Origin of the sequence: Rouxiella sp. WC2420, from assembly GCF_041200025.1 — a bacterium.
GTDB lineage: Bacteria > Pseudomonadota > Gammaproteobacteria > Enterobacterales > Enterobacteriaceae > Rouxiella.
On record NZ_CP165628.1, the window covers coordinates 2,604,936 to 2,629,373 of the forward strand.

Sequence of the window (24,438 nt, forward strand, 5' to 3'; positions counted from 1 at the left end):
CAGTCGCCGTAAAGCCGTGGTTAAACTGTTTTCCCTGCTAAACTTAGTCTATCTGGCTATTTTTTAGACTGGCCGCCCGATGAAACCCAGATCGCTGGCGCTCATTTAACCTTTAAGTGCGTACTCTTTACGTTTTATGCCCTTCCTCTTGCGTACGCACGAGGACTTCTATTCGTGAAAATGGCTTTCGTTCAATGGATTAAGAACTTAAAGGACCCCCAAGCCTCACAGGGAACAATAACCAGGACTAATAAGGACACCCATCAGGTAGTGCCTATTGCCGCCGAGATTTTTTCCGTGGACCAAATGGAGCGCTACGGTGAAAGACTCGCCCAATCGCACAAGCTGTCTACACGCAAAGCGCCCTACTATTTGTTAAATCGCCTTACCGAGAGCGAGAAGCTGCTGTCGGATAACTGCAACATTCTCAGTGCCGGTGGCGATAAAAGCATTGCTCCGGCTGGCGAATGGCTGCTCGACAACTTTTATCTGATTGAAGAACACATCAGGCTGGTGCGGCAACTGCTGCCAAAAAACTTTGGTAAAGGTCTGCCGACGCTAATAGAGCCGCAAAGTTGCCCACGTATTTATGACATCGCCGCAGAAGCCATCGCCCACAGTGACGGCCATTGGGATGCCAACACGCTGGTGCGTTTTATCACTGCTTATCAGCGAGTTACTCCGCTTAAACTCGGTGAACTCTGGGCCTTTCCAGGGATGCTGCGCCTAGCGTTGATTGAAAATTTGCGTCGCATCAGTATCGAGGTCACCAAGGCTCAGCAGGAACGTAATCTGGCCGAGAGCTGGGCTAATAAAATCCAGGACAGCGCCGAAAATGACCCCGCTAACCTGATTATCGTTATTGCCGACATGGCGCGTACCAACCCGCCGCGCACCAGCGCGTTTGTCGCAGAATTGGTGCGAAGATTACAGGGCCACGGTTCAATGCTGGCGCTGCCACTGACCTGGATTGAGCAGCGTCTGGCCGATGTAGGATTGAGTTCAGCCGAACTGATCAGCCGTTTTAACCAGCAACTGGCACTTAACCAGCTGTCGGTGAGCAACAGCATTGCCGGTTTGCGCAAGCTGAATGAGATGAACTGGGCAGACTTTGCCGAGAGCGTCAGCGAGGTCGAGAAAATACTGCATCAAGACCCGGCTGGCGTGTATCCGGCGATGTCGTTTGCCACGCGAGATAACTATCGCCACGTTATTGAGAAACTGGCGCGCAATTGCCAGTTTACCGAGCAAGACATTGCCAGCCGTGTTATCGCCATGAGTGCGGCTTCACCCGCAGAGAGTCAGCAGCGCCACGTGGGTTATTTCCTGGTGGATACCGGCCGCAGCGAGCTGGAAAGAGTGTTGGATATCCACTATTCGCCGCTCAATTATTTTCGCCATCAGATGAATAAAACGCCGCTACTTTCCTGGCTGGGCAGTCTGAGTCTGCTGACTACCGCACTCACCGCCAACCTGATGTTTGAGACCCACGACAGCGGCATGAACTGGGTAATGTGGCTCTTATTGCTGCCGATTATTATTATGTGTAGCCAGTTTGTGATGGATCTGCTCAATGAAACCGCTAGCCGCAGTCGTACACCTCGTTCGCTTCCCCGAATGGATTTTTCGCAGGGTATTCCTGAAAACTCAACCACTTTGGTTGCCATTCCCTGCTTGTTAACCAGCCGCAGCAGCATTGATAAACTGATCAACAGCCTTGAGGTTTGCTACCTCGGCAATACCCACCAATACCTTTATTTTTCGCTGGTGGCTGATTTTATTGATAGCGATACCGCCCATTCTGAGAGCAGTGATCTCCTGCTCGACTATGCCAGCAGTAAAATTATCCAGTTAAACCGCCGCCATGGCGCAGAAAATGACTCGGCGCCCTCCCGTTTTACCCTGCTGCACCGCGAAAGTTTGCTCAATCCGTCACAGGGAGTATGGATGGGCTACGAGCGCAAACGTGGCAAGCTGAGTGCCCTGAATCGCTGGCTGCGCGGCGATAAAAATACCTTTACGACCTGCGTTGGTGCCTCACAGCAGCAACTGTCTGGCACTAAATATGTTATTACACTCGACAGCGACACCGTTTTGCCACGCGACCACGCCCACCAGCTGGTGGCTACGCTGGCACATCCGCTGAATCACCCCTTCTATGATCCCGCGCTGAAAAGAGTCACCAAAGGCTACGGTATTCTACAGCCTCGGCTGGCAGAAGAAATTCCGCGCAATGGCCAAAGCCGCTATGCTGCCATTAGCAGTAGCCTGCCGGGCACTGACCCTTATTCCTCAATGTCTTCCGATATTTATCAAGACATTTTTGGCGAAGGCTCTTTTGTGGGGAAAGGGATTTATGATGTTGATACCTTTACCCTCGCCAACGATAACACCTGCCCGGAAAATCTGGTGCTGAGCCACGACCTGCTCGAAGGCTGCTATGCCAGGTCCGGCGGCCTCAGCGACGTGGTGCTGTATGAACAATATCCGGCCAATTATCTGGTCGATGTCGCGCGTAGAACTCGCTGGATCCGCGGTGACTGGCAGCTATTGAACTGGCTGCGGCTTAGGGTCAGGCAGGCTGATGACACGCGCTGCCCAAATCCGCTGAGCATGCTTTCTCGCTGGAAACTGCTTGATAACCTACGTCGCAGTCTTGCCGCGCCCTCACTAATGATAGCACTGTTCAGCGCCCTGCTACTGGTGCCTAATCCTCTGTATTGGCTACTGTTTATTGTGACACTTTTAGTATTGCCCTCTGTCGCGGCGCTGATACTGAATCTGTTTAACAAAGATGCACAGGTCAACGTATTTCCGCATATAAAATGTGTCGCCTGTGGCCTGTTGGATCGCCTTGCGCGCATTGGTTTGTATCTGGCCACTCTGCCACATCATAGCGCCTATACGCTTCATGCCATCTTCATTACCCTGTGGCGTCTCAACGTTAGCCATAAACATTTACATGAGTGGGTCAGCAGTGCGGAGTTGAATAAACCGCATTTTTCATTGTCGAAAACGAATCTTTATCGAGTGATGTGGGCAAATCCGCTTGCCGGGTTGCTGGTGATTGTGCTGACCGACCAGCAAAATCCGCAATATCTGGCAGTTGCCGCGCCGTTGGGGCTGCTTTGGCTCATCGCGCCGCTAATTATTGGTTGGATGAGTAAAACACCTGACCTGCCACAGCCTGAGATTGACACGACCCAGTGCCTGTTTTTGCGGCGTACCAGCCGTGAGACCTGGTCCTATTTCTCAACCTTCGTTAATCAGCAAGAAAACTGGCTGCCGCCGGATAACTATCAGGAAATTCCCGAACCCAAGATTGCTCACCGCACATCGCCCACCAATATTGGCCTGTCGCTATTGGCCAATATGACGGCGATGGATTTTGGTTACCTCACTCAGGGCGGGTTATTGCAACGCACTTCGCAAACTTTGGATACGCTGGACAAGCTCGAACATTATCGCGGCCACCTCTATAACTGGTATGACACCCGCACGCTGATGCCGTTGAATCCCCGCTATATTTCCAGTGTGGACAGTGGCAATCTCGCTGGTCACTTACTGGTTCTGGGCAGCGGTATTGCGCAGTTACGCAGTCAGCCGGCGATGGATATCAAACAGTTGTTAACCGGCCTTGATGACACGTTAATGCTAGCCGAAGCAGAAGCGACCTCGCCGATGGGGGATGGATTAAACAAACTGCGGCAAGCCTGGGTGCGCGCGAGTGAAGCCCCGCTGCATCAGGTCGTTGATGAACTTGCCCTCATGCAGCCGATTAACAATGAGCTTATTGAACATTTCGCCACCTCCAGCCGCTGGTTGAGAGAGCTTGACGCCCAGCTGCAAGACTTCATTCAGGAATGGTCTCTGCTGTTTGGCTGGCTGAGCCACGAACCCTCCACCAAAGTTCTGCCCTCGCTGCTGTGTTTATCACGTCTTGAGCACAAATTACCGGAGCTAGAACAGCAAAAAATCGCGCGCAGTGCCAGCGCCGCCCAACAGCGGCTGAAGGTTATCAACGAACTTGAGCAACGAATTAAAGAACATGCGCGGATGGATTTTGGCTTCCTGTTTCGAAAAACTACCCAGTTACTCTCTGTCGGCTTCAACTGTGAAACCAACAAACTGGACGTTGGCAGCTATGATCTGTTGCCATCGGAGATTCGCCTGACCAGCTATTTTGCCATCGCAACGAACCAGCTGCCGTTGAAAAGCTGGTTTGCCCTGGGGCGACTTTTCACGATGGTCGGTAATCAGCCGTCGCTGATGTCGTGGAGCGGCTCGATGTTTGAATACCTGATGCCGCAGTTAGTGATGCCGACCTATCCTGACACACTACTGGTGCAAATGAGTCGGGCAGCCGTCGACCGCCAAATTTCATGGGGCAAAGAGAATGGTGTGCCGTGGGGAGTTTCGGAATCGGCGTATGCCGCTTTTGATCAGGGCCAAAATTACCAATACCGTGCATTTGGCGTGCCGGGTTTAGGGCTAAAACGCGGGTTGGGCGAAGATATGGTGATCGCACCTTACGCCACCGTGATGGCGCTGGTCGTTGAACCTCAGCGCGCTTTAGCCAATCTTGAGCGGCTTGACTCTCTGGGCGCACGCGGAAAATACGGTTTTTACGAGGCGTTGGACTATTCACGCTCCAGACTTAATCATGGCGAGATTTTCTCGCTGGTGCGCACCTACATGGCGCATCATCAGGGAATGAGCCTGTTGGCGCTGTCGCATACCTTGCTTAACGCGCCGATGGTCGAGCGGTTTGTGGCGAATCCCTGGTTGCAGTCGGCGCTGCCGCTGTTGCAGGAACGGGTGCCGGATGCCCCGACGATGTATAGTCCGCGCCGCCAGTTTGACACCGTTGACGCGCTGCAACCGGTGAATGTCGAGCTGCGGTTGTTTAACCGCGCAGAGGGGCCAACCCCTGAAGTGCAGCTGCTGTCCAATACGCAGTATCATCTGATGCTGACCCAGACCGGCGGCGGATACAGTACCTGGCGTAATTTGGCATTAACTCGCTGGCGAGCCGATGCAACCCGCGACAACTACGGCACATTTTGCTTTATTGCCGACGGGCAAACTGGCCAGGTGCTGAGCAACACCCTGCAACCTTTGAGCAGCAAAAGTGGACATTATCAGGCGATATTTACCGACGCCGCCGCCGAGTTTATGCGCATTGAAGGATCGCTGAGCATACAGACTAAAATCGTGGTTTCGCCAGAAGATGATGTTGAAATTCGGCGATTAACCTTAACTCATCGCGGACGCCAGCCGCGCGTGATTGAGATAACCACCTACGCTGAAGTCGTCCTGGCTCCGCTTGCCAATGACATGGCTCACCGGGCATTCAGCAATTTGTTTGTACAAACCGAGCTGGTAGTGGAAAGCGAAGGTATTCTTTGCCATCGCCGCCCGCGTGAAGAAAACGAAGAATGCCCGTGGTTATTCCACATGACCGCCATTCATGGACAAACAGAGCGGAAAACCTCATTTGCCACCGATCGCGCGAGTTTTATTGGCCGCGGGCGCACTATTTCCGACTCACAGGCAATGCAAAACGGCGGCGCACTGGATAATCACGCCGGTCCGGTGCTGGATCCTATCATGGCAATCCGCCAGCTAGTCGAACTCAAACCCGGCACGCCGCTGGTTATTGATCTGGTGTATGGCATCTCTTCCCATCGCGAACAAAGCCTGCAAATGATGGAAAAATATCGTGACCATAATATCGCCGATCGCGTATTTACCATCGCCCGTTCCCACAGTCAGGTGGCGTTAAGACAAATCAACGCCAATGAGGAGCAGGCCAACATATTTAATCAGCTGGCCGGATCCATTATCTTCCCGGGTGCGGAAATGCGCCCCTGTCCGCAAATTCTTTCCCGCAATCGACGCGGCCAGTCTTCCCTGTGGAGTCATTCGATTTCTGGTGATCTGCCTATCGTGCTGCTCTCGATCACCCGCAACGACAGTATTGCGCTGGTGACAACCCTGATTCAGGCCCACAGCTACTGGCGGATGAAAGGCCTGCTGGTTGACCTGTTGATACTCAATGACTCGCACGAGGGTTATCAGCAAGAACTGCACAATGAGATCCTCAATCGCGTTGCGGCCGGGGCGGAATCCAGCCTGATGGATAAAAACGGCGGTATTTTTGTCCGCACCAGTGAACATATCACCGCAGAAGACCTGACTCTGCTGATGAGCGTCGCGGCGGTCACTGTAGACGATCGCAACGGCGAGCTTATCGATCAGCTGAATAAAAAAATGCAGCCGTCGCAAAGTGTTTTGCCACGACTGGTGACTCAGCCCAATCTGCAACCGCCTAATCCCTCTTCACGAATTTTTGATACTCAGAGTCTGCGCTTTTTCAACGGCTTTGGCGGTTTCTCCGCAGACGGCCGTGAATACCAGATTTTGCTGGGCAAAGGAAAAAATACTCCGGCACCCTGGGCCAACGTGCTGGCTAATGACAACTTTGGTAGCGTGGTTTCAGAAAGCGGTCAGGCCTACACCTGGTTTGAAAATGCCCACGAATTTCGACTAACTCCGTGGGAAAACGACCCCGTAAGCGACAGCAGCGGCGAGGCATTTTATCTGCGCGATGAAGAAAGCGGAGATGTCTGGTCGCCAATGCCGTTGCCTATCCGCAATGATGAGGATTATCTTTGCCGCCACGGCTTTGGTTACAGCGTATTTGAACATCGCTATCAAGGTATCGACAGCGAACTGACGATATTGGTTGCCGAACAGGCAGCCGTAAAACTGTTTATTCTGACGTTGAGTAACCAGTCCGGACGCACGCGCAAGCTTTCGGCAACGGGTTACGTGGAATGGGTGCTCAGTGATCTGCGCTCGAAATCAAGCCTGCATGTGACTACCTCTGCCGCACAGGTCAGCGCAGGCTGTGGCGTACTGGCCACCAACTATTACGGCAACAATGGCAGCGAACGCACCGCTTTCTTTGGCGTTACCGGCGTTCACTGCTCAGTGACCGGCGACCGAAAAGAGTTTCTCGGGCGCAACGGTTCTCCAGCCTCACCTGCCGCTTTGTTACAAGAACGGCTATCGAATAAAACCGGTGCCGCGCTGGACTCTTGCGCAGCCGTGCAGTCAGCCACCAAACTCATTGATGGCGATCAGCGCACTTTTATCTTCGCGCTGGGGGTCGGCAACAACGCCAATGAGGCCGAGCAGCTGATTGCGCAGTTTATGCACGAGCAGGCCGCACGTGCAGAACTCGATAACGTGCACCGTTTCTGGCATCAAAAGCTCGACAAGATCCAAATCACTACCCCCGAACCGGCTGTCAATCTGCTGGTTAACGGCTGGCTGATTTATCAGACCCTCGCCAGCCGTATCATGGCCCGCAGTGGTTACTATCAGTCGGGCGGTGCCTTTGGTTTTCGCGATCAGCTGCAAGATACCCTTGCGCTGGCACACGCGGCTCCGGAACGCATGCGCGAACAGATCCTGCTTTGTGCGTGCCATCAGTTTGTTGAAGGTGACGTTCAGCACTGGTGGCATCCGCCAACCGGGCGGGGGGTCCGAACCCGCTGTTCGGACGATTATCTGTGGCTGCCGCTGGCGCTGTGTCACTACATAGACGTCACTGGCGATACTGAGGTTGCCATGCAGCAGGTCACGTATATTGAAACGCGACTGCTGGCTCCGGAGGAAGAGTCTTTCTATGGGCAGCCGCTGCCAAGTTCAATCAGTGAATCGCTGTTCGAGCACTGCTTGCGCGCCATCAGGCACGGGCTTAAATTTGGTGAACACGGATTACCCCTGATGGGTAGCGGGGACTGGAATGATGGCATGAACAATGTCGGCATTAAGGGTAAAGGTGAAAGCGTCTGGCTCGGTTTCTTCCTGTTAAATGTTTTACAGCGATTTGCCGTCCTGGCAGAAAATCTGCAACGCCCTGAAATAGCGACCTTATGCCACCAGCAGGCCAAGACCTTAAAACAAAATCTGCACGACAACGCGTGGGACGGCGGATGGTATTTGCGCGGCTTTTTTGATAGCGGAGAAACGCTGGGATCGCATCTTAATGCAGAATGTCAGATTGACGCCATCGCCCAAAGTTGGGCGGTGTTGGCCGAGGCTGAAGATCCAGAGCGCACGCGCCAGGCTATGGCCTCGCTGGATAGTCATTTAGTGGATGAAAGTGCTGGTCTTATCAAACTGCTTACCCCACCTTTCAACGATCGTGGCCCGAATCCCGGTTATATTCGCGGATATTTGCCCGGAGTGCGAGAGAACGGTGGGCAATATACCCACGGCGCAATTTGGGCGGTAATGGCTTTCGCCGAAATGGGTGAAACCGAGCGCGCCTGGCAACTGCTGGCGGCAATCAATCCGGTAAATCACAGTCTGAATCCCGAAGCAGTCGAGCGCTATAAAGTGGAGCCTTACGTAATGACTGCTGATATTTATAGTGTTTCACCACACATTGGCCGTGGTGGCTGGAGCTGGTATACCGGTTCGGCAGGTTGGGCTTATCGACTGATTACTGAATCGTTGCTCGGCATCAAACGTCATGGTGAATTTATCTCAATTAACACCCGCCTGCCCGCCGATTGGCCGCAGGTTAGCCTGACCTATCAGCAAGGTAGCAGCCAGTATCAGATAACCGTAAAACGTGCCGAACTGGAGAGTTGCGTAATGCTTGATGGTCAGAACTTGCCAGACATGATGATCCCGATTAAAGACGATGGGCATCAGCACCAGGTTGAGGTGTGGGTTAAACCAGCCAGATCTAAAGGTTAACTTTAGGAGTTGCAGCTTCATTGAGTCGGTCTGTTTCCAGGCCTTGCTCCAGCAGGGCTTTTTGTCGCCCGCGCCTTGTTAAAGTGTCTTTTCTGGTGAATTTTCTGGCCGCTTGTTCTTCGGGCCAGATAGACGGATTAATGGATGCGCCGTTGTAAATATACTTTACGGAATCAGGAGTTGGAGCGGTCTCAGGAATTTCGCTTATGATTACGTACCGAATCGAGCCTCTTTTTTCAATATAGAGTACTTTGAAAACCGTATCTCGCCTGAAAAGAACCTCGGATTCACCTTCATCACCCTTAAATCGAGACTCAGGGCTAATATTTTTGCCTGAACGCCCCATGACGCTAAACATAATATGTTCCTGAGTTTTAGAAACTTTGGAATCATTAATAAACTGCTGTGCCACTACTCTCGATGCCGATGTAGAGAGGAATGCATTATTTGTAATATGATCGCCAACTTTAATTTTCCCTGTCCAAACATCAATTCCTGCTCGGTCTCCACGATAGGTTTTTAGTGTATAATCAGGCAAAACATCTAATGCTGCATCCAGTGCAATTATATTTTTAATATTTTCGCCTGAGTCTTTAACTCTTTTTTCCATGAAAGTCTTTATACTCGACAAGGGCGTTTTTTCATCCGTCTCAATATAGAATTTCGTATTCAAATACGCATTGGTAGTATGAGCACTTTTGCTATATTTTCTAATAATATCTTCATCTTCCTGCTCTGCCACATTTGAAGCACCTTGTGCTTCATTGACTTTTGAAATCCTCTCAAAACTCGCATAATCAAGCATTCTGTTATTTGTTAATCCTCTTTCCTTAGGGTTAAGAGCTTTCTTGGCCATAGAATCGACTTCTGCTTTAAAAGCGGGAAATGTATTGTATTGAGGAGTGTGGCTCAATTGAGACTGCTTATCGGGCGAATTAACAGCTGAGGAAGTCTGTTCTGGCCCCAGAGATTTAGGTTTTAACACTTTTTTAGACATAACCAGCCCTTTCAGAGCTTTATATCCGTAACCAGGCATATTATTTCCATAGCAATCAGAATATATTTAATTCTATATACCCCTAAACGCCTTGGGAGATACACAGCGAAGCTTTCCACCTCAAGATAATTGAGAAATGCGCATCCTCTGTTTATGCATAAAAAAGCAAAAAAACCCGCCATCAAGCGGGTGAAAATACGACGATATCTGCTGGGGAGGAGACAGATTTATTATTATTAGTATTCGGTTATGCCTCCGCTGTGAGTCTTACGCAATTAACAGAAAGCGCAATATTGCCAGCAAAGGAAGTGATAAATAGATTGATACTGTTATGGATAAAGTCCGCGATCTTTACGTGCCAATAAAATTCGCTCGCAGGCTACCGCATAGGCGGCGGTACGCAAGGTCACGTTCAGGGTCTCGGCTTTACTCCATACCGCGCTCAGCGCATCCTGCATGATGCTGTCTAAACGCTGGTTGATCTCTTCTTCACGCCAGTAAAAACTCGAGAAGTCCTGCACCCATTCGAAATAGCTGACGGTCACACCACCGGCGTTACAAATTACGTCCGGCACAACAGTAATCTGACGCTGACGCAGAATATCGTCGGCAGCAGGTAAGGTCGGGCCGTTGGCGCCTTCCAGTATCAGTTTGCAGCTCAACGCTCCGGCGCGTTGTTCGGTGATTTGCCCTTCCAGCGCCGCCGGAATCAAAATATCAAAAGATTTAAGCCAAAATTCATCATCACGAATGCCCGTTGCCTGCGCAAAACCGGCAATGCTGCCGTGCTCAACCTGCCAGGCCAGCAGCGCCGGAATATCGATTCCGTCTTCGCGATACAGGCTGCCGCTATGGTCTTGAACTGCAACTACTTTTGCACCTGCCTGATAGAAAAGCTCGGCAGACACACTGCCAACGTTGCCTAATCCCTGCACCGCCACGCGACTGTTCTTCACTTCCAGTCCAATACGTTGAGCCGCCGCCACGCCCGTGACATACACTCCGCGCCCGGTGGCCTTGACACGCCCGAGAGATCCGCCAAGATGAACCGGCTTGCCCGTCACCACACCCGTGGTGGTTGCGCCAACATTCATCGAATAGGTATCCATCATCCACGCCATCACCTGCGCGTTGGTTCCAACGTCCGGGGCTGGAATATCTTGCTGCGGGCCGATAATGTTGCCTATTTCGCTGGTATAACGACGGGTCAGGCGTTCAAGTTCTTTTATCGACAATTCACGCGGATCGACCCGCACCCCGCCCTTTGCGCCACCAAACGGCAGGTTAAGCGCGGCGCTTTTAATGGTCATCCACGCAGACAGCGCCATCACTTCTTGCAACGTCACATCGGGGTGAAAACGCACACCGCCTTTTCCCGGTCCGCGAGAAAGATTGTGTTGCACGCGAAAGCCCTCAAAGTGGCGGATGGTGCCATCATCCATCTCTAGCGGAATATCGACGATCAGGGCGCGTTTAGGGTGTCGCAGCGTATCTGCCCAACGGGTCAAGTCCCCCAGATAAGGCAATACACGCTCAACCTGAGCGAGATAAGTCGCCCAGGCCGAATCGGCTTCATCCGAAACATAAGATAGCGCAGTCATTATTAAACCTCTGATTTTAGGCGAAGAAATTCCTCACCGGGGGGTGATAAATAAGAGTTAATTAGGTCGGGAAGAATATTGCCGCCAGATTAATAAGGCCAGCGGCAAACGTTTACTTCACCCGAAAGTCTTCGACAGTGAACGCATTAACGTGGGCAAAACCTTGCAGACCACCCAACAGCACCGACATTAGCTGCCCGCCGACCTGTTTCTCACTCAGGCCAACGGTGTCGATCAGGTCAAAAATCTCACGCGGGTCAAACAAGATATTCCACAGAAACACTGCCTTGTCGCCGATATCAGGAAGACTCATCTCCTGCATTGCCTCGCGCAGGGGCGGACGCACCGCGTTGGCCTGCACCAGCAGATACTCGGCGCCTTCCCATAAACGTTCGAGATACCCGCGGCGATTACGCATTGGCACCATCGCCGCGCCGCGCTGACGCACCAGTTTTATCCAGTAGCGGCTGACTTTTTCCAGCTTCTCAAGGCCGCTGCCGGTCTGCTTTTCACTGTATTCCAACAATAGTTGGCCGACTTCCTGACGGTAAGTGTTTAAAACCTCTTCAACCGAGGCAAACTGACGGTAGGCGGTGGCGACAGAAACACCGGCTTCATTGGCGATTTCCGTCATACTGATAGGGTCTTCGGCGACTTCAAACAGCCGCGCAGCAGCCTGAATCAGGTTTTTGCGGTTCCTTTCGGTATCACTTCGCATCGTTTTTGCCATTGTTTCTCTGCCTATAATTTGTTTCTGTAGCGCAGGATTAACCCTGTGGTGCGCTGTTGAAATCCGCTACGTTTTAAAAGGTGCATTACTGGAATTTCCAATAATGCACCTGACCGAATTTGGCTAGCCCAACGAAGCCAGACCGCGTTTCAGACGTTTGACACCCTCAGCGATCGACTCTTTGCTTGCCGCGTAAGACAGGCGTAGATGCCCTTCTCCCGCCGCGCCAAACTCACTCCCCGGACGCACTGCAATGCCCTGCTCGCGCAGCAGCGCCACCATATCAATGGCCGGGATAGGCAACGAATAGGACGGGAAGCAGTAGAACGCCCCTTCAGGTTCGTTGAGTTTCAACCCAGGAATCGACAACAGCCCTTCCATCATCAGAATGCGACGTTCTTTATAAACATCATACATACGTTTGACGTCATCTTTGCACTCCTTCAATGCGACCACTGCGGCACGCTGCACCGCGGTGTTTACCGAGCCGTTTACCGTGTTGTGCACACGGGCCGCGGCGGCAATCATCTCCGCCGGTCCGGCAAGATAACCCACGCGCCAGCCTGTCATAGCATAGCTCTTTGAAAAGGTTTGGCAAAATAGCGTACGCCCGCGAAAAGCCGGCACGCCAAGTACGCTGGTAAACGGTTTACCGTTAAAGACGAGATCGCTATAGGCCTCATCGGCAATAACCAGCACATCATGCTGATTCACCAGACGGCCCAGTGTTTCAATTTCTTCACGGGTATGCACAATACCGGTGGGATTGCCGGGGTTACAGAACACAAACAGCCTCGCGTCTTCCAGGCTGTTGGCAAGGCGGTCGAGATCCCAATGCAGGTCGGCTTTACACGGCATCGGCACACAAATTCCGCCGGCCATGTTAACCAGATCGGCATACAGTGAATAGGTTGGATCAGGGATCACGACACGGTCGCCGGGATTAACTATGGACAAAATTGCCGCCGCCAGACCTGCCGTACCACCATGAGTAACCAGCACTTCACCCTGTTTGACCGGGAAACCGGACTGCTCGGCAAGCTCTTCGGCCAGCGCTTCGCACAGCAGTTTGTCACCCAGCAGTGGCGCGTAATGAGTGAAGCCATTTTTCAGTGCATCAGCCGCAGCCTGAACAATGCGCGGCGGAGTATCAAAATCAGGTTCGCCCATCGCCAACGAAACCATATCACCGCTGGAGGCCGGTTGCTGCACGCGCAGTGAAGTACGTTCAATCCGCAATACGGCTTCAGCCGCAATAAACTTTTTATTTAAAGAAGACATGTTTCACCTTAATTCGGGTCAATCATCAACAAGGATTTAGCGCTACGGTAACCGTCAAGAGCGTTCTCTTTCTGCCATCAGGCTTTCTGGCGCGCCCTTCCAGCGACTGACTTCGAGGTCGCCGGAGATATCACGCATCACGGTCGGCGCGACGATCAGTTCCTCAATCACTGTGCGGGCCGGCAAACCAGCACACAGCAGCACCGCCTCGGCGACATCTTCCGGCTGTACCATGTTGTCGCGGATAGTCTGACTTGGCGGATTGGCGCGGTTATCCATAATCGGCGTGTTGACTTCACCTGGCAGAATGCAGGTCGAACGAATGCCGTCGTTACGGAAGGTGTTATGCAGGTAAGTCATAAAGTTGCGAACACCTGCCTTGGCCGCGCCATAGGCTGCACCGCCCAAAAGATTAGGACGCAGCGCCGCCAGCGAAGAAACAGTAATAATGGTGCCATTCTTGCTGGCCAGCATGTCTGGCAATACCGCCTGAGTCAGCAGAAACACTGCCTTGAGGTTGACATCCTGTACTTGCTGCCATTCTTCCTCTTCGATCCAGCGCGCGTTCAGCGTTTTGCTGGCACTGCCTGCATTGTTGACCAGAATATCAACCGGGCCGAGTTCAGCATTGACCCAGCTGACCAGAGCCTGAACTTCTTCTTTATTCTCGATATGCGTGGCGCAGCTCCACGCCTGACCACCCTGCTGCACAATTCCCGCAGCCACTTCATCGAGCACTGCTTTACGACGACCAACCAGTACTACCTTCGCCCCGCGAGCGGCCAGCAGTTCTGCCGAACACTTGCCGATACCACTGCCGGCACCGGTAACGATGACGACTTTTCCTTGTAAAGTATCCATGCCTAACCTCTTAAATCTTCAAGTGAAACACCGTAGTCGCGCACTGCGCCTTCTTCGGTGATATAGCCTTCCTGCAAATCAAACAGAATGGCCGCTTTGCTGCGCTCGCCAACCGGGCTTTTACCGCCGCCGCCTGGCATCTGAATAGTGACTTCATCACCGGGGAACACGTCGTGACGACCCACCGGTTTCTCCAGCGGTTTGCCGTTGATGGCGATGTAGTTTGGTGCACCCGCTTCGCCGCCGAGCACGCCCTGCGCGGGATGCTTCTGCCGTGAATAGAACATACTGTGCGAAAGCGGGAATTTGCTGGTGTTGCGGATAACCATGCGCTGGGCCACGCCGCCACGATAGCGACCTGCACCACCAGAATCCGGCACGATGGATTTTTCGGTAAACAGCAACGGTGTCGCGGACTCCATCAGTTCAACCGGCGTAGATGACATATTGCCCGGGAATCCGGTCACGATGCCGTCGGCGGAAGGACGCGCGCCAGTGCCGCCGTTAACGCACAGGCTTTCAACAAAGCGGCGGCCGTCGTCGAACTGCCCGGCGAATACGTCACAGGTCACTGGCGCGCTGCCTGAGTGGCCCATCACGCGCTCTGGCATAATTTCTGACAGCGCAGTAAAGATTGCGGCGTGTGCCATGTGGCCAACGCGGTTACGCATTTCTACCGCACAAGGTGGGCGCGCATTGGCGATTGAGCCGACCGGCGCAGTCACAGTAATCGATTTAAAGCAGCCTTCGTTATTCGGCAGGTTCGGTTCCAGCAAACACTTCAGCGGGTACACGCTGTAGGCGTAGGTAAACGACATCGGGCAGTTGCTGCCAAACAGTGATTCGGCAGAGGAACCGGCATAGTCGATAACAATATTGCTGCCTTCAACGATAACCGCCACGTTGAGGTGAATGTCGCCCTCGTAATCGCCAATATCCACCGATGCTTCATAGCGGCCATCCGGCACGGCTTCAATCGCCTTGCGCATGGCATTTTCAGTCAGAGAATGGATCTTCTCGGCCAGCGGCTCTACCGAGGTAATTTTCAGGTCATCCATCAGGCCCAGCAGACCGTTGGCACCGATCTGATTGGCAGCCAGCATGGCGTGCAGGTCGCCTTCAACCTGGTCCGGCGAGCGAACGTTGGCCAGCAGCAGGTCGAGCAGCTGTTGGTTTACTTCACCTTCCAGCATCAGCTTGCTTGGCGGGATCAGGAACCCTTCCTCGAACATGTCACGAGACGAACCCATGTTTAGCGAGCCGCCGATATCAGACATATGCGCCGCCGAGCCGGTAAAGGCGACCAGTTGTCCATCACGGAATACCGGCGTGACGATAGTGACGTCGTTAAGGTGACCGGTTCCCAGCCAAGGGTCATTGGTTATCAGGCTATCGCCGGGTTTCAAGGTTTCAGCCGGATATTTAGCCAGCAAATGGCGCACAGTGGCCGGTAAAGTGCCGATAAACACCGGTACACTGGTTTTCGGCTGGGCCAGAGAGTTGCCTTTGGCATCCATCAGCAGACAGGAATAGTCACCCACCTCGCGAATAATGCTGGAAAACGCCATGTTGACCAGCGTCGCGGCGGCTTCTTCAGAAATACTGACCAGACGGTCCCAGGTGATCCGCAGGCTTATCGGATCATTAAGAAAACGAAGATTGTCAGGGGTTGAGGTTGTCATTATTTCAGCTCCATCAGGATGTTGCCTTGTTCATCAAGCATGGCGGACGCACCCGGTCCGACATAAATTGCACACTCTTTTTCCTGCAATAACGCGGGTCCGGCAATCCATTCGCCAGTGACCATCAGGCTGCGCGGCACTACGCGGCAGTCACTGAAACCGCTGTCGCGCCCAAGATAAACCGCCAGCGTTTTCTCCTGCGCGCCTTCATCCGGTATGCCTTGCCTGTCGCTGGTGTTCATCAGCGGTGGCGTGGTTTGTACGCGACCGCGCCAGTTGACCACTTCCACGCCCTGACCTTTGAGGATGCGACCAAAACGGGCAAAGTGTGCTTCTTCAAAGGCGGCAATCAGCGTGGCGACATCGCCGTTTTCGATAAAGGCGGTTGGCAGTGTTACGGTGAGTTCCGACCCCTGACCCACATAGCGCACGTCGGCGAGTTTCTGCGTGCTGGCAGTGGCCGAGTCGACATTGGCAGCGGCGAGAGTGGTAAAAGCTTCGTCGAAACCTTCAGCAAAGTTTCTGTGTACCGCCGCCATATCAATGCCTGGCTGCAAGCGGCAGCGGTCGCTGCGCACGAAGTCGGCACTTGGCGGTGCAGTCAGCAAACCAAAGGCGGAATACACCCCGGCACCGTTCGGGAAATACACTTTCTTCACCGACAGGATCTTGGCCAGCGACCAGGCATGGCTCGGACCCGCGCCGCCAAACGCCAGCATAGTCATCTGGTGCGGGCTGACGTTTTTCTCAACTGAGTGAGTGCGCAGCGCTTCAGCCATTTTGCTGTTGGCGACTTCATGGATGCCCCAGGCAGCGTCTTCAATACTCAACCCCAGCGGTTCGGCAATGCGCGAGACAGCTCTGCGCGCGGCCTCTACGTCGAGAGTCATGCGACCGCCAAGAAACGCATCGGGGTCCAGCAAGCCGAGAACCAGGTTGGCATCGGTCACGGTTGGCAGTTCACCGCCGCGGCCGTAACAGGCTGGGCCAGGATAGGCGCTGGCACTCTCGGGACCGATTTCAAGCAGGCCGAGGGAGTCAACGCGAGCGATACTGCCGCCACCGGCACCGATTTCAATCATGTCTACCACCGGCAGTTTTACCGGCAAACCACTGCCTTTCAGCAGGCGATCGGCGCGACCGACCTCATAGTCAGTGGTAATCGAAGGTTGACCATCGCGCACCACACAGGCTTTCGCGGTGGTGCCGCCCATATCAAACGCCAGCACCTGAGCATGGCCGTTTTTACGGGCAAAGGCTGCGGTGGCTACAATGCCGCCCGCCGGACCAGATTCGATGATGCGCGTTGGGTAATCGGCAGCAACTTGCGGTGCCATCAACCCGCCGTTGGACCCCATCACCAGCCAGTCGCAGGTAAAGCCACCTTCGCGTAATTTATGCTCGAGACGTGCCATATAGTGTCGGGCTTTGGGCTGGACAAAGGCATTCATGGCGGTCAGCACGCCGCGATCGTATTCACGAATTTCGCGGGAAACTTTATGTGAAACCGAGATTGAGACACCCGGCAACTCGCGACTGAAAATGGCCTCGATACGATTTTCATGCTCAGGCCACGCATAAGCATGCATACACAGCACCGCGACGGCCTCATAGCCTTCAGCTCGCAGCTTCGCGGCCAGATCCACAACCTCGCCTTCTTCCAGTGGCGTGACAATGTCACCCTTGCTGGTCACGCGCTCATTGATTTCATAAGCCTGCGAGCGAGGGATCAACGGTGCCGCGGGTGCACCGTTGAGATCATAGATGTCGTAACGATACTCACGTCCCAGCACCAGCACGTCGCGGAAACCTTTGGTCACTACAAAGGCGGTTTTTGCGCCGCGTCTTTCCAGTAAGGCATTGATTGCCAAGGTCGTGCCGTGAGTAATGGTGTGAATATCACTGGCTTCCAGCCCCGCCATTTCCACCAACTGAGTCAGGCCGGTATAAGCACCTTCAGAAGGATCGTGCGGCGTGGTCAACGTTTTATGACGAAGCGCAACGCCTGTTTCATCGTTGAGCAGCACCAGGTCAGTAAAGGTGCCGCCAATATCAAATCCCATTCGCCATGTTGACGCGTTTTTCATAATTCCCTCGACAGATTTTCAGTAGCTCGATGAACGCATTCAGGGTTCGGTTATTCCGCACGCAGCGGCTTACCGGCTGTTTCTTTAAGAAATAAGGTGCTAATCAGGGTCAGCATGGCGGTCAAAATCACCATATAGCTTGGGATGCTGGCAATACCGGTCAGGCCGATTAGCCAGGTCATCAGCAGCGGCGCTGAGCCACCAAAAATTACGGTAGAAAGGTTAAAACCAATACTGTAGGCGCTGTAGCGCACGTTGGTCGGGAACATTTCCGCCAGCGTGGACTGAATAACCGCGGCGTGTCCGGCAAAGGCAAAGGCCAGCAAGATGGCGGCCATGCAGGCCAGAGGCATCATGCCCAGCGTCAGCAGCCAGAAGCATGGATAGGCCAATACAGCCATGGCAATCGCCGAGGAAATCAGCAGCGGTTTACGCCCCAGACGGTCGGAAAGCCAGGCCATCATTGGAATGGCGCCGATGATGGTCAGCAGGCCGCAAGCGGTCACCATCAGGCTTTGTACCTGAGCGAAATGCATGACTTTGTTCAAATAAGTTGGCATGTAAACAAACAGTACGTAGTAGCCAGGGCCGTTGACCGCCGGTAAGGTCACTGCCAGCGCGATAGCTTTCAGATGACGTTTTGAGGTCAGCACTTCGCGGATTGGATTACGCACCACTGACTTATTCTGTTTTACCATCTGGAAATGCGGGGTGTCTTGAATACGAGTACGAATGTAAACCCCGATCAGTGCCATCGGGATAGCCAGCAGGAACGGCACGCGCCATACCCAGGCTCTCATCGCTTCAGCACCGTAGATATTAATCAGGCCGCTAATCAGCAGGCTACCGAACAATAATGCAATAAATGACCCCATCACCAGCGGCGACATCACTACTGCACGGCGATGATCCTCGGCGTATTCGGCAACAAACGATCCGGCACCGGAAACTTCGCCACCAGCAGAAAAACCTTGCACAATGCGCAGTGAAATCAGTAACGCTGGTGCGGCCCAGCCGATGCTTTCATAGCTTGGCAGCAGGCCAATACCGGCGGTCGCCAAAGAGATGATCAATAACAGGATGGCGAGTAATTTCTGGCGGCCCATTTTATCGCCCAGGTACCCACAAATTACGCCACCAAAAGGGCGAACAACGAAGCTGACGGTAAAGCCCAGATACGTAAGCATCAGGCCTGCGTCGGTGGTGTTCATGTCGTTGGCGGAAAATACCAGCACCAGCGTGCTGACCAGCAAACCGTAAATGCCGTAATCGTACCATTCAACAAAGGAACCCACGCCGCCCGCCAGAGAGGCGCGTTTGACCACATTATTCTGTGTTGAGTCTTTTGCCGGCAAAGCGTAGTCCATCGATGCAACCTGAGATTTATTCATTGTTCTGCCCTGCTAAAGTAGTGTTGAAATCCGGCCCTTTATGCCACTGGGCCGGTCATGTGCGCTGTGATTTAGCGGTATTGGCCGGTGACTTCTGCGGTCATCTCGGCTTCACGTCGTGCCACTTCTTTGACTTTCTCCAGTACGTCTGCTGCTCTCCAGAAAGGAATGATGATGATGCCGTCCTGATCGGCAACCACAATGTCACCGGCACAGCAAACCACGCCGCCGATGGCCACCGGTTCGCCAATCACCCCCGGACCATTCTTGTAAGGCCCTGCAGGACTCGTGCCACGAGAGAAGGTTGGAAACGCGGTTGATTCAATAATTTTCTTGTCACGCACCGCACCGTCGATAACTTGCCCACGAGCGCCGGCATTTTGAAAACGCTGAGTTAACTGCTCGCCAACCAGTGCGCGATCAACATGCCCCATGCCATTAATCATCATCACATCGCCCTCTTCGATATAGTCCAGGGCAATGATCACCGCCGCGTTGTCTCCCGCGGTTACCTGAACCGGAAAGGCAAAGCCGATGAAAGCGCTGTCGGCGGTCAATGGAATAATGCCGGCATCACACATGCTCAATCGCTCCATGGCGTCACCAATATTGGCAACCGGGAAAGGAGCAAAAGCATCAAGCCACTCTCTTGACGGGCGCTTCCAACGTTCTGCAATACGAACTTCTGCGGTTTCTAATGCCATTTTCTCAGACCTTCTGTAGGGATTAAAAATGAAAAACAATTATCGAATGAGAATGTTTTATCATTTTAAAAATTAAATGTTCAATGTTTTTTTTCTAAACCAAACGGTCAAATCAGTCGAACTTTAATTATTATGAGGCTCTAAATATATCGTTCACTGAAATTTATAAATCTTTTAAAATCATTGGTTTAGATAATTTTATGAGTGTTTGTTTTGTGATGTAGATAACATTATTAATGGCAAAAATCTTTTCCATTCAATTTTCTTATGACCTCAGCAGAATAATGCAAACTTAATTGTTTGTTTTGGTGCAAAATAACCATAAGGAATCAGCATTCGCACCAATAAAGGGCGGATGATTTTAAGGGGATTTTTAACAGATTGAATAAGGCCTGATAGCAGGGGTAACGGATTTTATTATTTGTGGCATAGCGCACAAAATTGGTGCATGGCCGTGCGAGGTATCAAAATCGAGAGAGTGGAAGAAAGGTTTCTAAAAAGTTGCTGATAGCTGATAACTGATAGTTGGTTGATAGATGATAGTTGCATCGGTTCACGTATGAAAACGGACAATCTGGCATTTATATTTAACGAGAAGCTCCCGCCCCTCTCCGGCTCACATTATCAGACAATAAAAATCCCCTTATAGAACCGTTTATCAAACCCGCCTTTGATTTATCTTTGACTTCCCTCTCAATTTGGCAAAGTAATCGATAAAGTGATATCCAAAAATAGTACCCTACTTCCAACATCCATTGATTAATCAGATAAAGGAGAAGAATCTGATGCCCAAAATTACAGATGCTGTAAAAGGAAGTACCTTATTAAGAAATACAAATGATTCGAAGACAAACAATCCGAATACGACAAAGATCGATAATGTCAGCAACACCTTAATTCAACCTAATATTCAACTTAAAGAAAGCACATTTACCGACGATGCAAAGTTGGCACTACCTGAAACTTCAGCATTTAAAAATAGGCTGGAAGATCTTCCATCGAAAAATCGCGCATTCCTTGCAGAGTGCACAAAGTCAGGGTTAATTAATGATAAAAATAAAAAAATTGATGTTTTTTTTGAGGCTATACGGAATGAGACTTCATCTACATTAATTCACAAGTTAAAAAATTGTACAATCCCTAAAAAGCTATCCCTCGATAGTAATAAAAAACTATTTACCTTACTGACACAATACAACCCCGATACTTTAACGACATCGCCACTTATAGATGAACAAGGGAAACCAGTCGAAATTGAAACAATCGGACATTGTTGGGTTTACGCAGGCATGGACGACAGTAAGGAATTTTTTTTTAACGATGATGTAATAAAAATCATTGATGATTATCAAAGTCACAAGAAATGGACACAATCAAACTTATGCGTAAGAACCATTAAAGAAGAAGATGTTCCTGCTCATGAAAGTGTTCTTATTGGCCAAGAAGGCGTTTTTGCTCTTAATGATATCAAAAGTAATACCACAGTCTTTCTATTCGGCGGAATGCTTCTGGACGAAAAAATAGATAAAGAAAATGATGAGAAGATTAGGAAACTGGTAGGCTGCGATAAATATTACACCCGCAAAGTTTCATGTGACGACAAAAATACGTCTTTTATTGAAGGAATGGACATATCCATGAAGTTAAATACAGCGACAAAAATAGGCACCTATGGCGTGGTGATGGATCATGAAAGAAATAATTTAGATTGTTATCATGCCCGCGTCGAACGAGTATCAGATAAAGAACAATTGCAAATTTTAGCTTTTTCTTCAATGAGAGATATAAAGTCGGGTGAGCAACTTTGCTTTAATTATGATATAAACGCTCAAAGATAAAAATAGAGACAAACGAAATATTGGTGAGGGAGTAGCTAATCTTACATGAAACTAAAAATATCTTTAGATTAGCCTAACAAGTGCAACACGTTCAGCAATAAACTTCCCTCGGTGTTGCATTTATTATATTACCCCAGATCTGAATAATAACTTTATAAAGCATTAGTCTATGCCAGCCCATGTCCCTGGCACCTATTTATAGGTTAGGTACGTAGTTATAGGTTAGGTACGTACTTAAGAATTGTACGCGGATTAAAAAAGCAGCCAAAATATGAGGCTAAGAAAGAGGACCATCAGGCCCTCCTGGTTTTTAATGCGCTGGCATAGACTGCCTGAGACGCTCGCCGCGACGGCGCAATAGCTCCATCACGATCAAAAGGATAAGCGAAGCAGCAATCATAATTGACGCGGCGGCGGCGATAGTCGGATCGAGGTTTTCGCGAATCCCTGCAAACATCTGAATCGGTAAGGTGCGCTGGCCGGGGCTTGATAGGAACAGCGTCACGACGACTTCATCGAAAGAGGCCGCAAAAGCAAACAGCGCCCCAGAAAACACGCCCGGGCCGATCAGCGGCAAGGTTACCGTGCGGAAGGTATACCACGGATTTGCACCAAGATTGGCTGCCGCGCGAGACAGATTCTTGTCATAGCTTTTTAATACCGCCGTGACGGTGACCACGACAAAAGGCACGCCCAGCAAGGCGTGTGCCAATACCAGGCCGACATAACTGTTTAACAGCGACACTCGGGCAAAGAAGAAGAACATCCCAACGGCGATGATCACAACCGGTGCAATCATCGGCGAAATAATGATGGCCATCACCACTGATTTTCCGCGAAATTCGCCGCGCACCAGCCCCATCGAGGCCAACACTCCCAGCACGGTGGCCAGTAAAGTCGCCAACGGTGCAATTAAGAGGCTGTTGCCCAGTGAGCCTAACCATTCACTGGAATGGAAAAAGTTCTGATACCAGCGCAATGAAAAACCGCTCAGCGGATAGCTAAGAAATGAGCTGGAATTGAAAGACAGCGGCACAATGACCAAAATCGGGATAATCAGGAACAGCAAAGTCGCCCAGCTATAGCAGTTAAAGGCCCAGCGCCACAGTCGCAGTAAGGTCGAACCCTGGGTTTTATGAGTCGTCATGGTTTAGTTCCTTACAATTAGTGGGCCGCAGCTTCGGCTTTGGTGCGCGTTACGCGGGCATAAACCACATAAAGCAGGATAACGATCACCAGCAACTGTGCGCCCAGCGCCGCAGCCATTCCCCAGTTCATCGTGGTGTTGGTAAAGTAGGCAACAAAATAGCTGACCATTTGATCGCCCGGTCCGCCCAGTAATGCAGGCGTAATGTAGTAACCAATCGCCATCATAAATACCAGCAGCGCGCCTGCGGTGACGCCCGCGTAGGTTTGCGGCACATAAACTCGCCAAAACGCGCTGAAAGGATGTGCGCCCAGTGAAATAGCGGCACGAACATAACCGGGTGAAATGCCTTTCATCACTGCATATAAAGGAAGAACAATAAATGGCAGCATGATGTGAGTCATCGAGATATAAACGCCGAGTCGATTAAACACCAATACCAGCGGGTGGTCGATAATACCGGTTGCCATCAGACTGCGGTTAATCAGGCCGCCGGACTGCAACAGCACAATCCAGCTGGCGGTACGCACGATAAGCGAGGTCCAAAACGGCAGCAGTACCATAATCATCAACAGGTTGGCGCGCCCTGCTGGTTGTTTTGCCAACCAGTAGGCCAATGGATAACCCAGTAAAACGCAGAACACGGTCACCACCAGCGCCATCCACAGCGTTCGCAGCAGCACATCGACATACAGAGCCTGACCCGCCGGTAAAGCCTGAATCTTGCCGTTGTCGATATTAACTTTGCGGTCAAAGGACGCCAGCAGGTAATAAGAAGTCCACGGTTTTGCCGCCCGTTGCAGGCTTTGCCAAGTGCTGACCTGCCCCCACAGTGGCATGGTTGCAATCAGCTTTTCTTTCACGGCAACATTGCCCGCAGGGGTGTGGCGCAAGGTGCTCAATATCAGGCTGCTATAACTGTCGTCTTCGTAGCTCAGACGTTTGGCGACGGAAAACAGTTTGCCGCTGTTGCGCGCCTCACGCAGGTCGGCAACCAGAGCCGAAAATGTTGCCTCGTCGGGTACCGATCTACCGTCCCAGTGCGCGAGTTTACTTACCGTTTGCGGCATTGCCTGCCCGATTTCCGGGTTCTGGACGCTTTTCATCAAGATTGAGGCGATGGGGAAAATAAAACTGACCACCACAAACAGCAGCAGCGGCGCAATCAGCAGCAGCGATCGCCGCGTGTAGGCTGATTGCACCTTGCGCAGTTGCTGGCGCAGCGTTGCGTTGTCATTCGCGCTGGGCTCGGTAAGTGAACGGGGCAACATTTCGGTCTGGCTCATGGCATTCTTCCTGCTTTTTCTATTGATCGTTATCGGCTTTCTCTGTGCGCTCAAC

General features: G+C 51.7%; 13 protein-coding genes. 2 read left to right on the plus strand and 11 right to left on the minus strand.

The genetic code is table 11. The annotated features are described in order from the left end of the window. Positions 1–174 precede the first annotated feature (174 nt). Entirely contained in the window at positions 175–8,778 is an 8,604-nt protein-coding gene (locus AB3G37_RS11900) for a GH36-type glycosyl hydrolase domain-containing protein (protein WP_369790843.1), read from the plus strand. On the opposite strand, the gene AB3G37_RS11905 is transcribed toward AB3G37_RS11900, so the two are convergent. The 9 genes from AB3G37_RS11905 to AB3G37_RS11945 form a co-directional block, all read right to left on the minus strand. Continuing rightward, complete coding sequence (locus tag AB3G37_RS11905; RefSeq protein WP_369790844.1) at positions 8,768–9,814, minus strand: hypothetical protein; 1,047 nt, start codon at positions 9,812–9,814, stop codon at positions 8,768–8,770. The two genes, AB3G37_RS11900 and AB3G37_RS11905, sit on opposite strands and share 11 nt — an antisense overlap. 290 nt (positions 9,815–10,104) lie before the next feature. Further along, positions 10,105–11,376 (minus strand): Glu/Leu/Phe/Val dehydrogenase, encoded by a 1,272-nt coding sequence (locus AB3G37_RS11910; RefSeq protein WP_369790845.1) that lies wholly within the window; start codon positions 11,374–11,376, stop codon positions 10,105–10,107. A gap of 112 nt (positions 11,377–11,488) precedes the next feature. Further along, the gene (locus AB3G37_RS11915; protein WP_237712997.1) at positions 11,489–12,094 is read right to left on the minus strand and encodes a TetR/AcrR family transcriptional regulator; all 606 of its coding nucleotides are present in this window, start codon (positions 12,092–12,094) and stop codon (positions 11,489–11,491) included. A gap of 135 nt (positions 12,095–12,229) precedes the next feature. Beyond that, positions 12,230–13,387: a pyridoxal phosphate-dependent aminotransferase gene (locus tag AB3G37_RS11920; RefSeq protein WP_369790846.1), complete on the minus strand. Its 1,158-nt coding sequence runs from the start codon at positions 13,385–13,387 to the stop codon at positions 12,230–12,232. Positions 13,388–13,441: 54 nt separating this feature from the next. Beyond that, a complete protein-coding gene (locus AB3G37_RS11925) occupies positions 13,442–14,248 on the minus strand; it encodes an SDR family oxidoreductase (RefSeq protein WP_369790847.1) in 807 nt (268 codons plus the stop codon). Positions 14,249–14,250: 2 nt separating this feature from the next. Further along, positions 14,251–15,930 (minus strand): hydantoinase B/oxoprolinase family protein, encoded by a 1,680-nt coding sequence (locus AB3G37_RS11930; RefSeq protein ID WP_369790848.1) that lies wholly within the window; start codon positions 15,928–15,930, stop codon positions 14,251–14,253. Beyond that, the gene (locus tag AB3G37_RS11935) at positions 15,930–18,017 is read right to left on the minus strand and encodes a hydantoinase/oxoprolinase family protein (protein ID WP_369790849.1); all 2,088 of its coding nucleotides are present in this window, start codon (positions 18,015–18,017) and stop codon (positions 15,930–15,932) included. The genes AB3G37_RS11930 and AB3G37_RS11935 overlap by 1 nt, the downstream gene beginning before the upstream one ends. Before the next feature lie 50 nt (positions 18,018–18,067). Further along, on the minus strand, positions 18,068–19,408 hold the full coding sequence (locus tag AB3G37_RS11940; RefSeq protein ID WP_369790850.1) for an MFS transporter: 1,341 nt from the start codon (positions 19,406–19,408) through the stop codon (positions 18,068–18,070). Positions 19,409–19,479: 71 nt separating this feature from the next. After that, a complete protein-coding gene (locus tag AB3G37_RS11945; RefSeq protein ID WP_369790851.1) occupies positions 19,480–20,112 on the minus strand; it encodes an RraA family protein in 633 nt (210 codons plus the stop codon). A 785-nt stretch (positions 20,113–20,897) separates the two neighbouring features. Here AB3G37_RS11945 and AB3G37_RS11950 point away from each other — a divergent pair. Next, complete coding sequence (locus AB3G37_RS11950; protein ID WP_369790852.1) at positions 20,898–21,950, plus strand: SET domain-containing protein; 1,053 nt, start codon at positions 20,898–20,900, stop codon at positions 21,948–21,950. A gap of 310 nt (positions 21,951–22,260) precedes the next feature. On the opposite strand, the gene AB3G37_RS11955 is transcribed toward AB3G37_RS11950, so the two are convergent. Both AB3G37_RS11955 and AB3G37_RS11960 read right to left on the minus strand, forming a co-directional pair. Continuing rightward, positions 22,261–23,097 carry an ABC transporter permease gene (locus AB3G37_RS11955; protein WP_369790853.1) on the minus strand — a complete coding sequence of 279 codons (837 nt, stop codon included), beginning with the start codon at positions 23,095–23,097 and terminating at the stop codon, positions 22,261–22,263. A 17-nt stretch (positions 23,098–23,114) separates the two neighbouring features. Next, entirely contained in the window at positions 23,115–24,383 is a 1,269-nt protein-coding gene (locus AB3G37_RS11960; protein WP_369790854.1) for an ABC transporter permease, read from the minus strand. Between the last annotated feature and the right edge of the window lie 55 nt (positions 24,384–24,438).

What these genes read in the sequence shown, in the direction of transcription:
- AB3G37_RS11950 (WP_369790852.1), top strand. Translation starts at nt 20,898, where the DNA reads ATGCCCAAAATTACAGATGCTGTAAAAGGAAGTACCTTATTAAGAAAT.
- AB3G37_RS11955 (WP_369790853.1), bottom strand. Translation starts at nt 23,097, where the DNA reads ATGACGACTCATAAAACCCAGGGTTCGACCTTACTGCGACTGTGGCGC.
- AB3G37_RS11935 (WP_369790849.1), bottom strand. Translation starts at nt 18,017, where the DNA reads ATGAAAAACGCGTCAACATGGCGAATGGGATTTGATATTGGCGGCACC.
- AB3G37_RS11920 (WP_369790846.1), bottom strand. Translation starts at nt 13,387, where the DNA reads ATGTCTTCTTTAAATAAAAAGTTTATTGCGGCTGAAGCCGTATTGCGG.
- AB3G37_RS11925 (WP_369790847.1), bottom strand. Translation starts at nt 14,248, where the DNA reads ATGGATACTTTACAAGGAAAAGTCGTCATCGTTACCGGTGCCGGCAGT.
- AB3G37_RS11960 (WP_369790854.1), bottom strand. Translation starts at nt 24,383, where the DNA reads ATGAGCCAGACCGAAATGTTGCCCCGTTCACTTACCGAGCCCAGCGCG.
- AB3G37_RS11910 (WP_369790845.1), bottom strand. Translation starts at nt 11,376, where the DNA reads ATGACTGCGCTATCTTATGTTTCGGATGAAGCCGATTCGGCCTGGGCG.
- AB3G37_RS11945 (WP_369790851.1), bottom strand. Translation starts at nt 20,112, where the DNA reads ATGGCATTAGAAACCGCAGAAGTTCGTATTGCAGAACGTTGGAAGCGC.
- AB3G37_RS11930 (WP_369790848.1), bottom strand. Translation starts at nt 15,930, where the DNA reads ATGACAACCTCAACCCCTGACAATCTTCGTTTTCTTAATGATCCGATA.
- AB3G37_RS11905 (WP_369790844.1), bottom strand. Translation starts at nt 9,814, where the DNA reads ATGCCTGGTTACGGATATAAAGCTCTGAAAGGGCTGGTTATGTCTAAA.
- AB3G37_RS11915 (WP_237712997.1), bottom strand. Translation starts at nt 12,094, where the DNA reads ATGCGAAGTGATACCGAAAGGAACCGCAAAAACCTGATTCAGGCTGCT.
- AB3G37_RS11940 (WP_369790850.1), bottom strand. Translation starts at nt 19,408, where the DNA reads ATGAATAAATCTCAGGTTGCATCGATGGACTACGCTTTGCCGGCAAAA.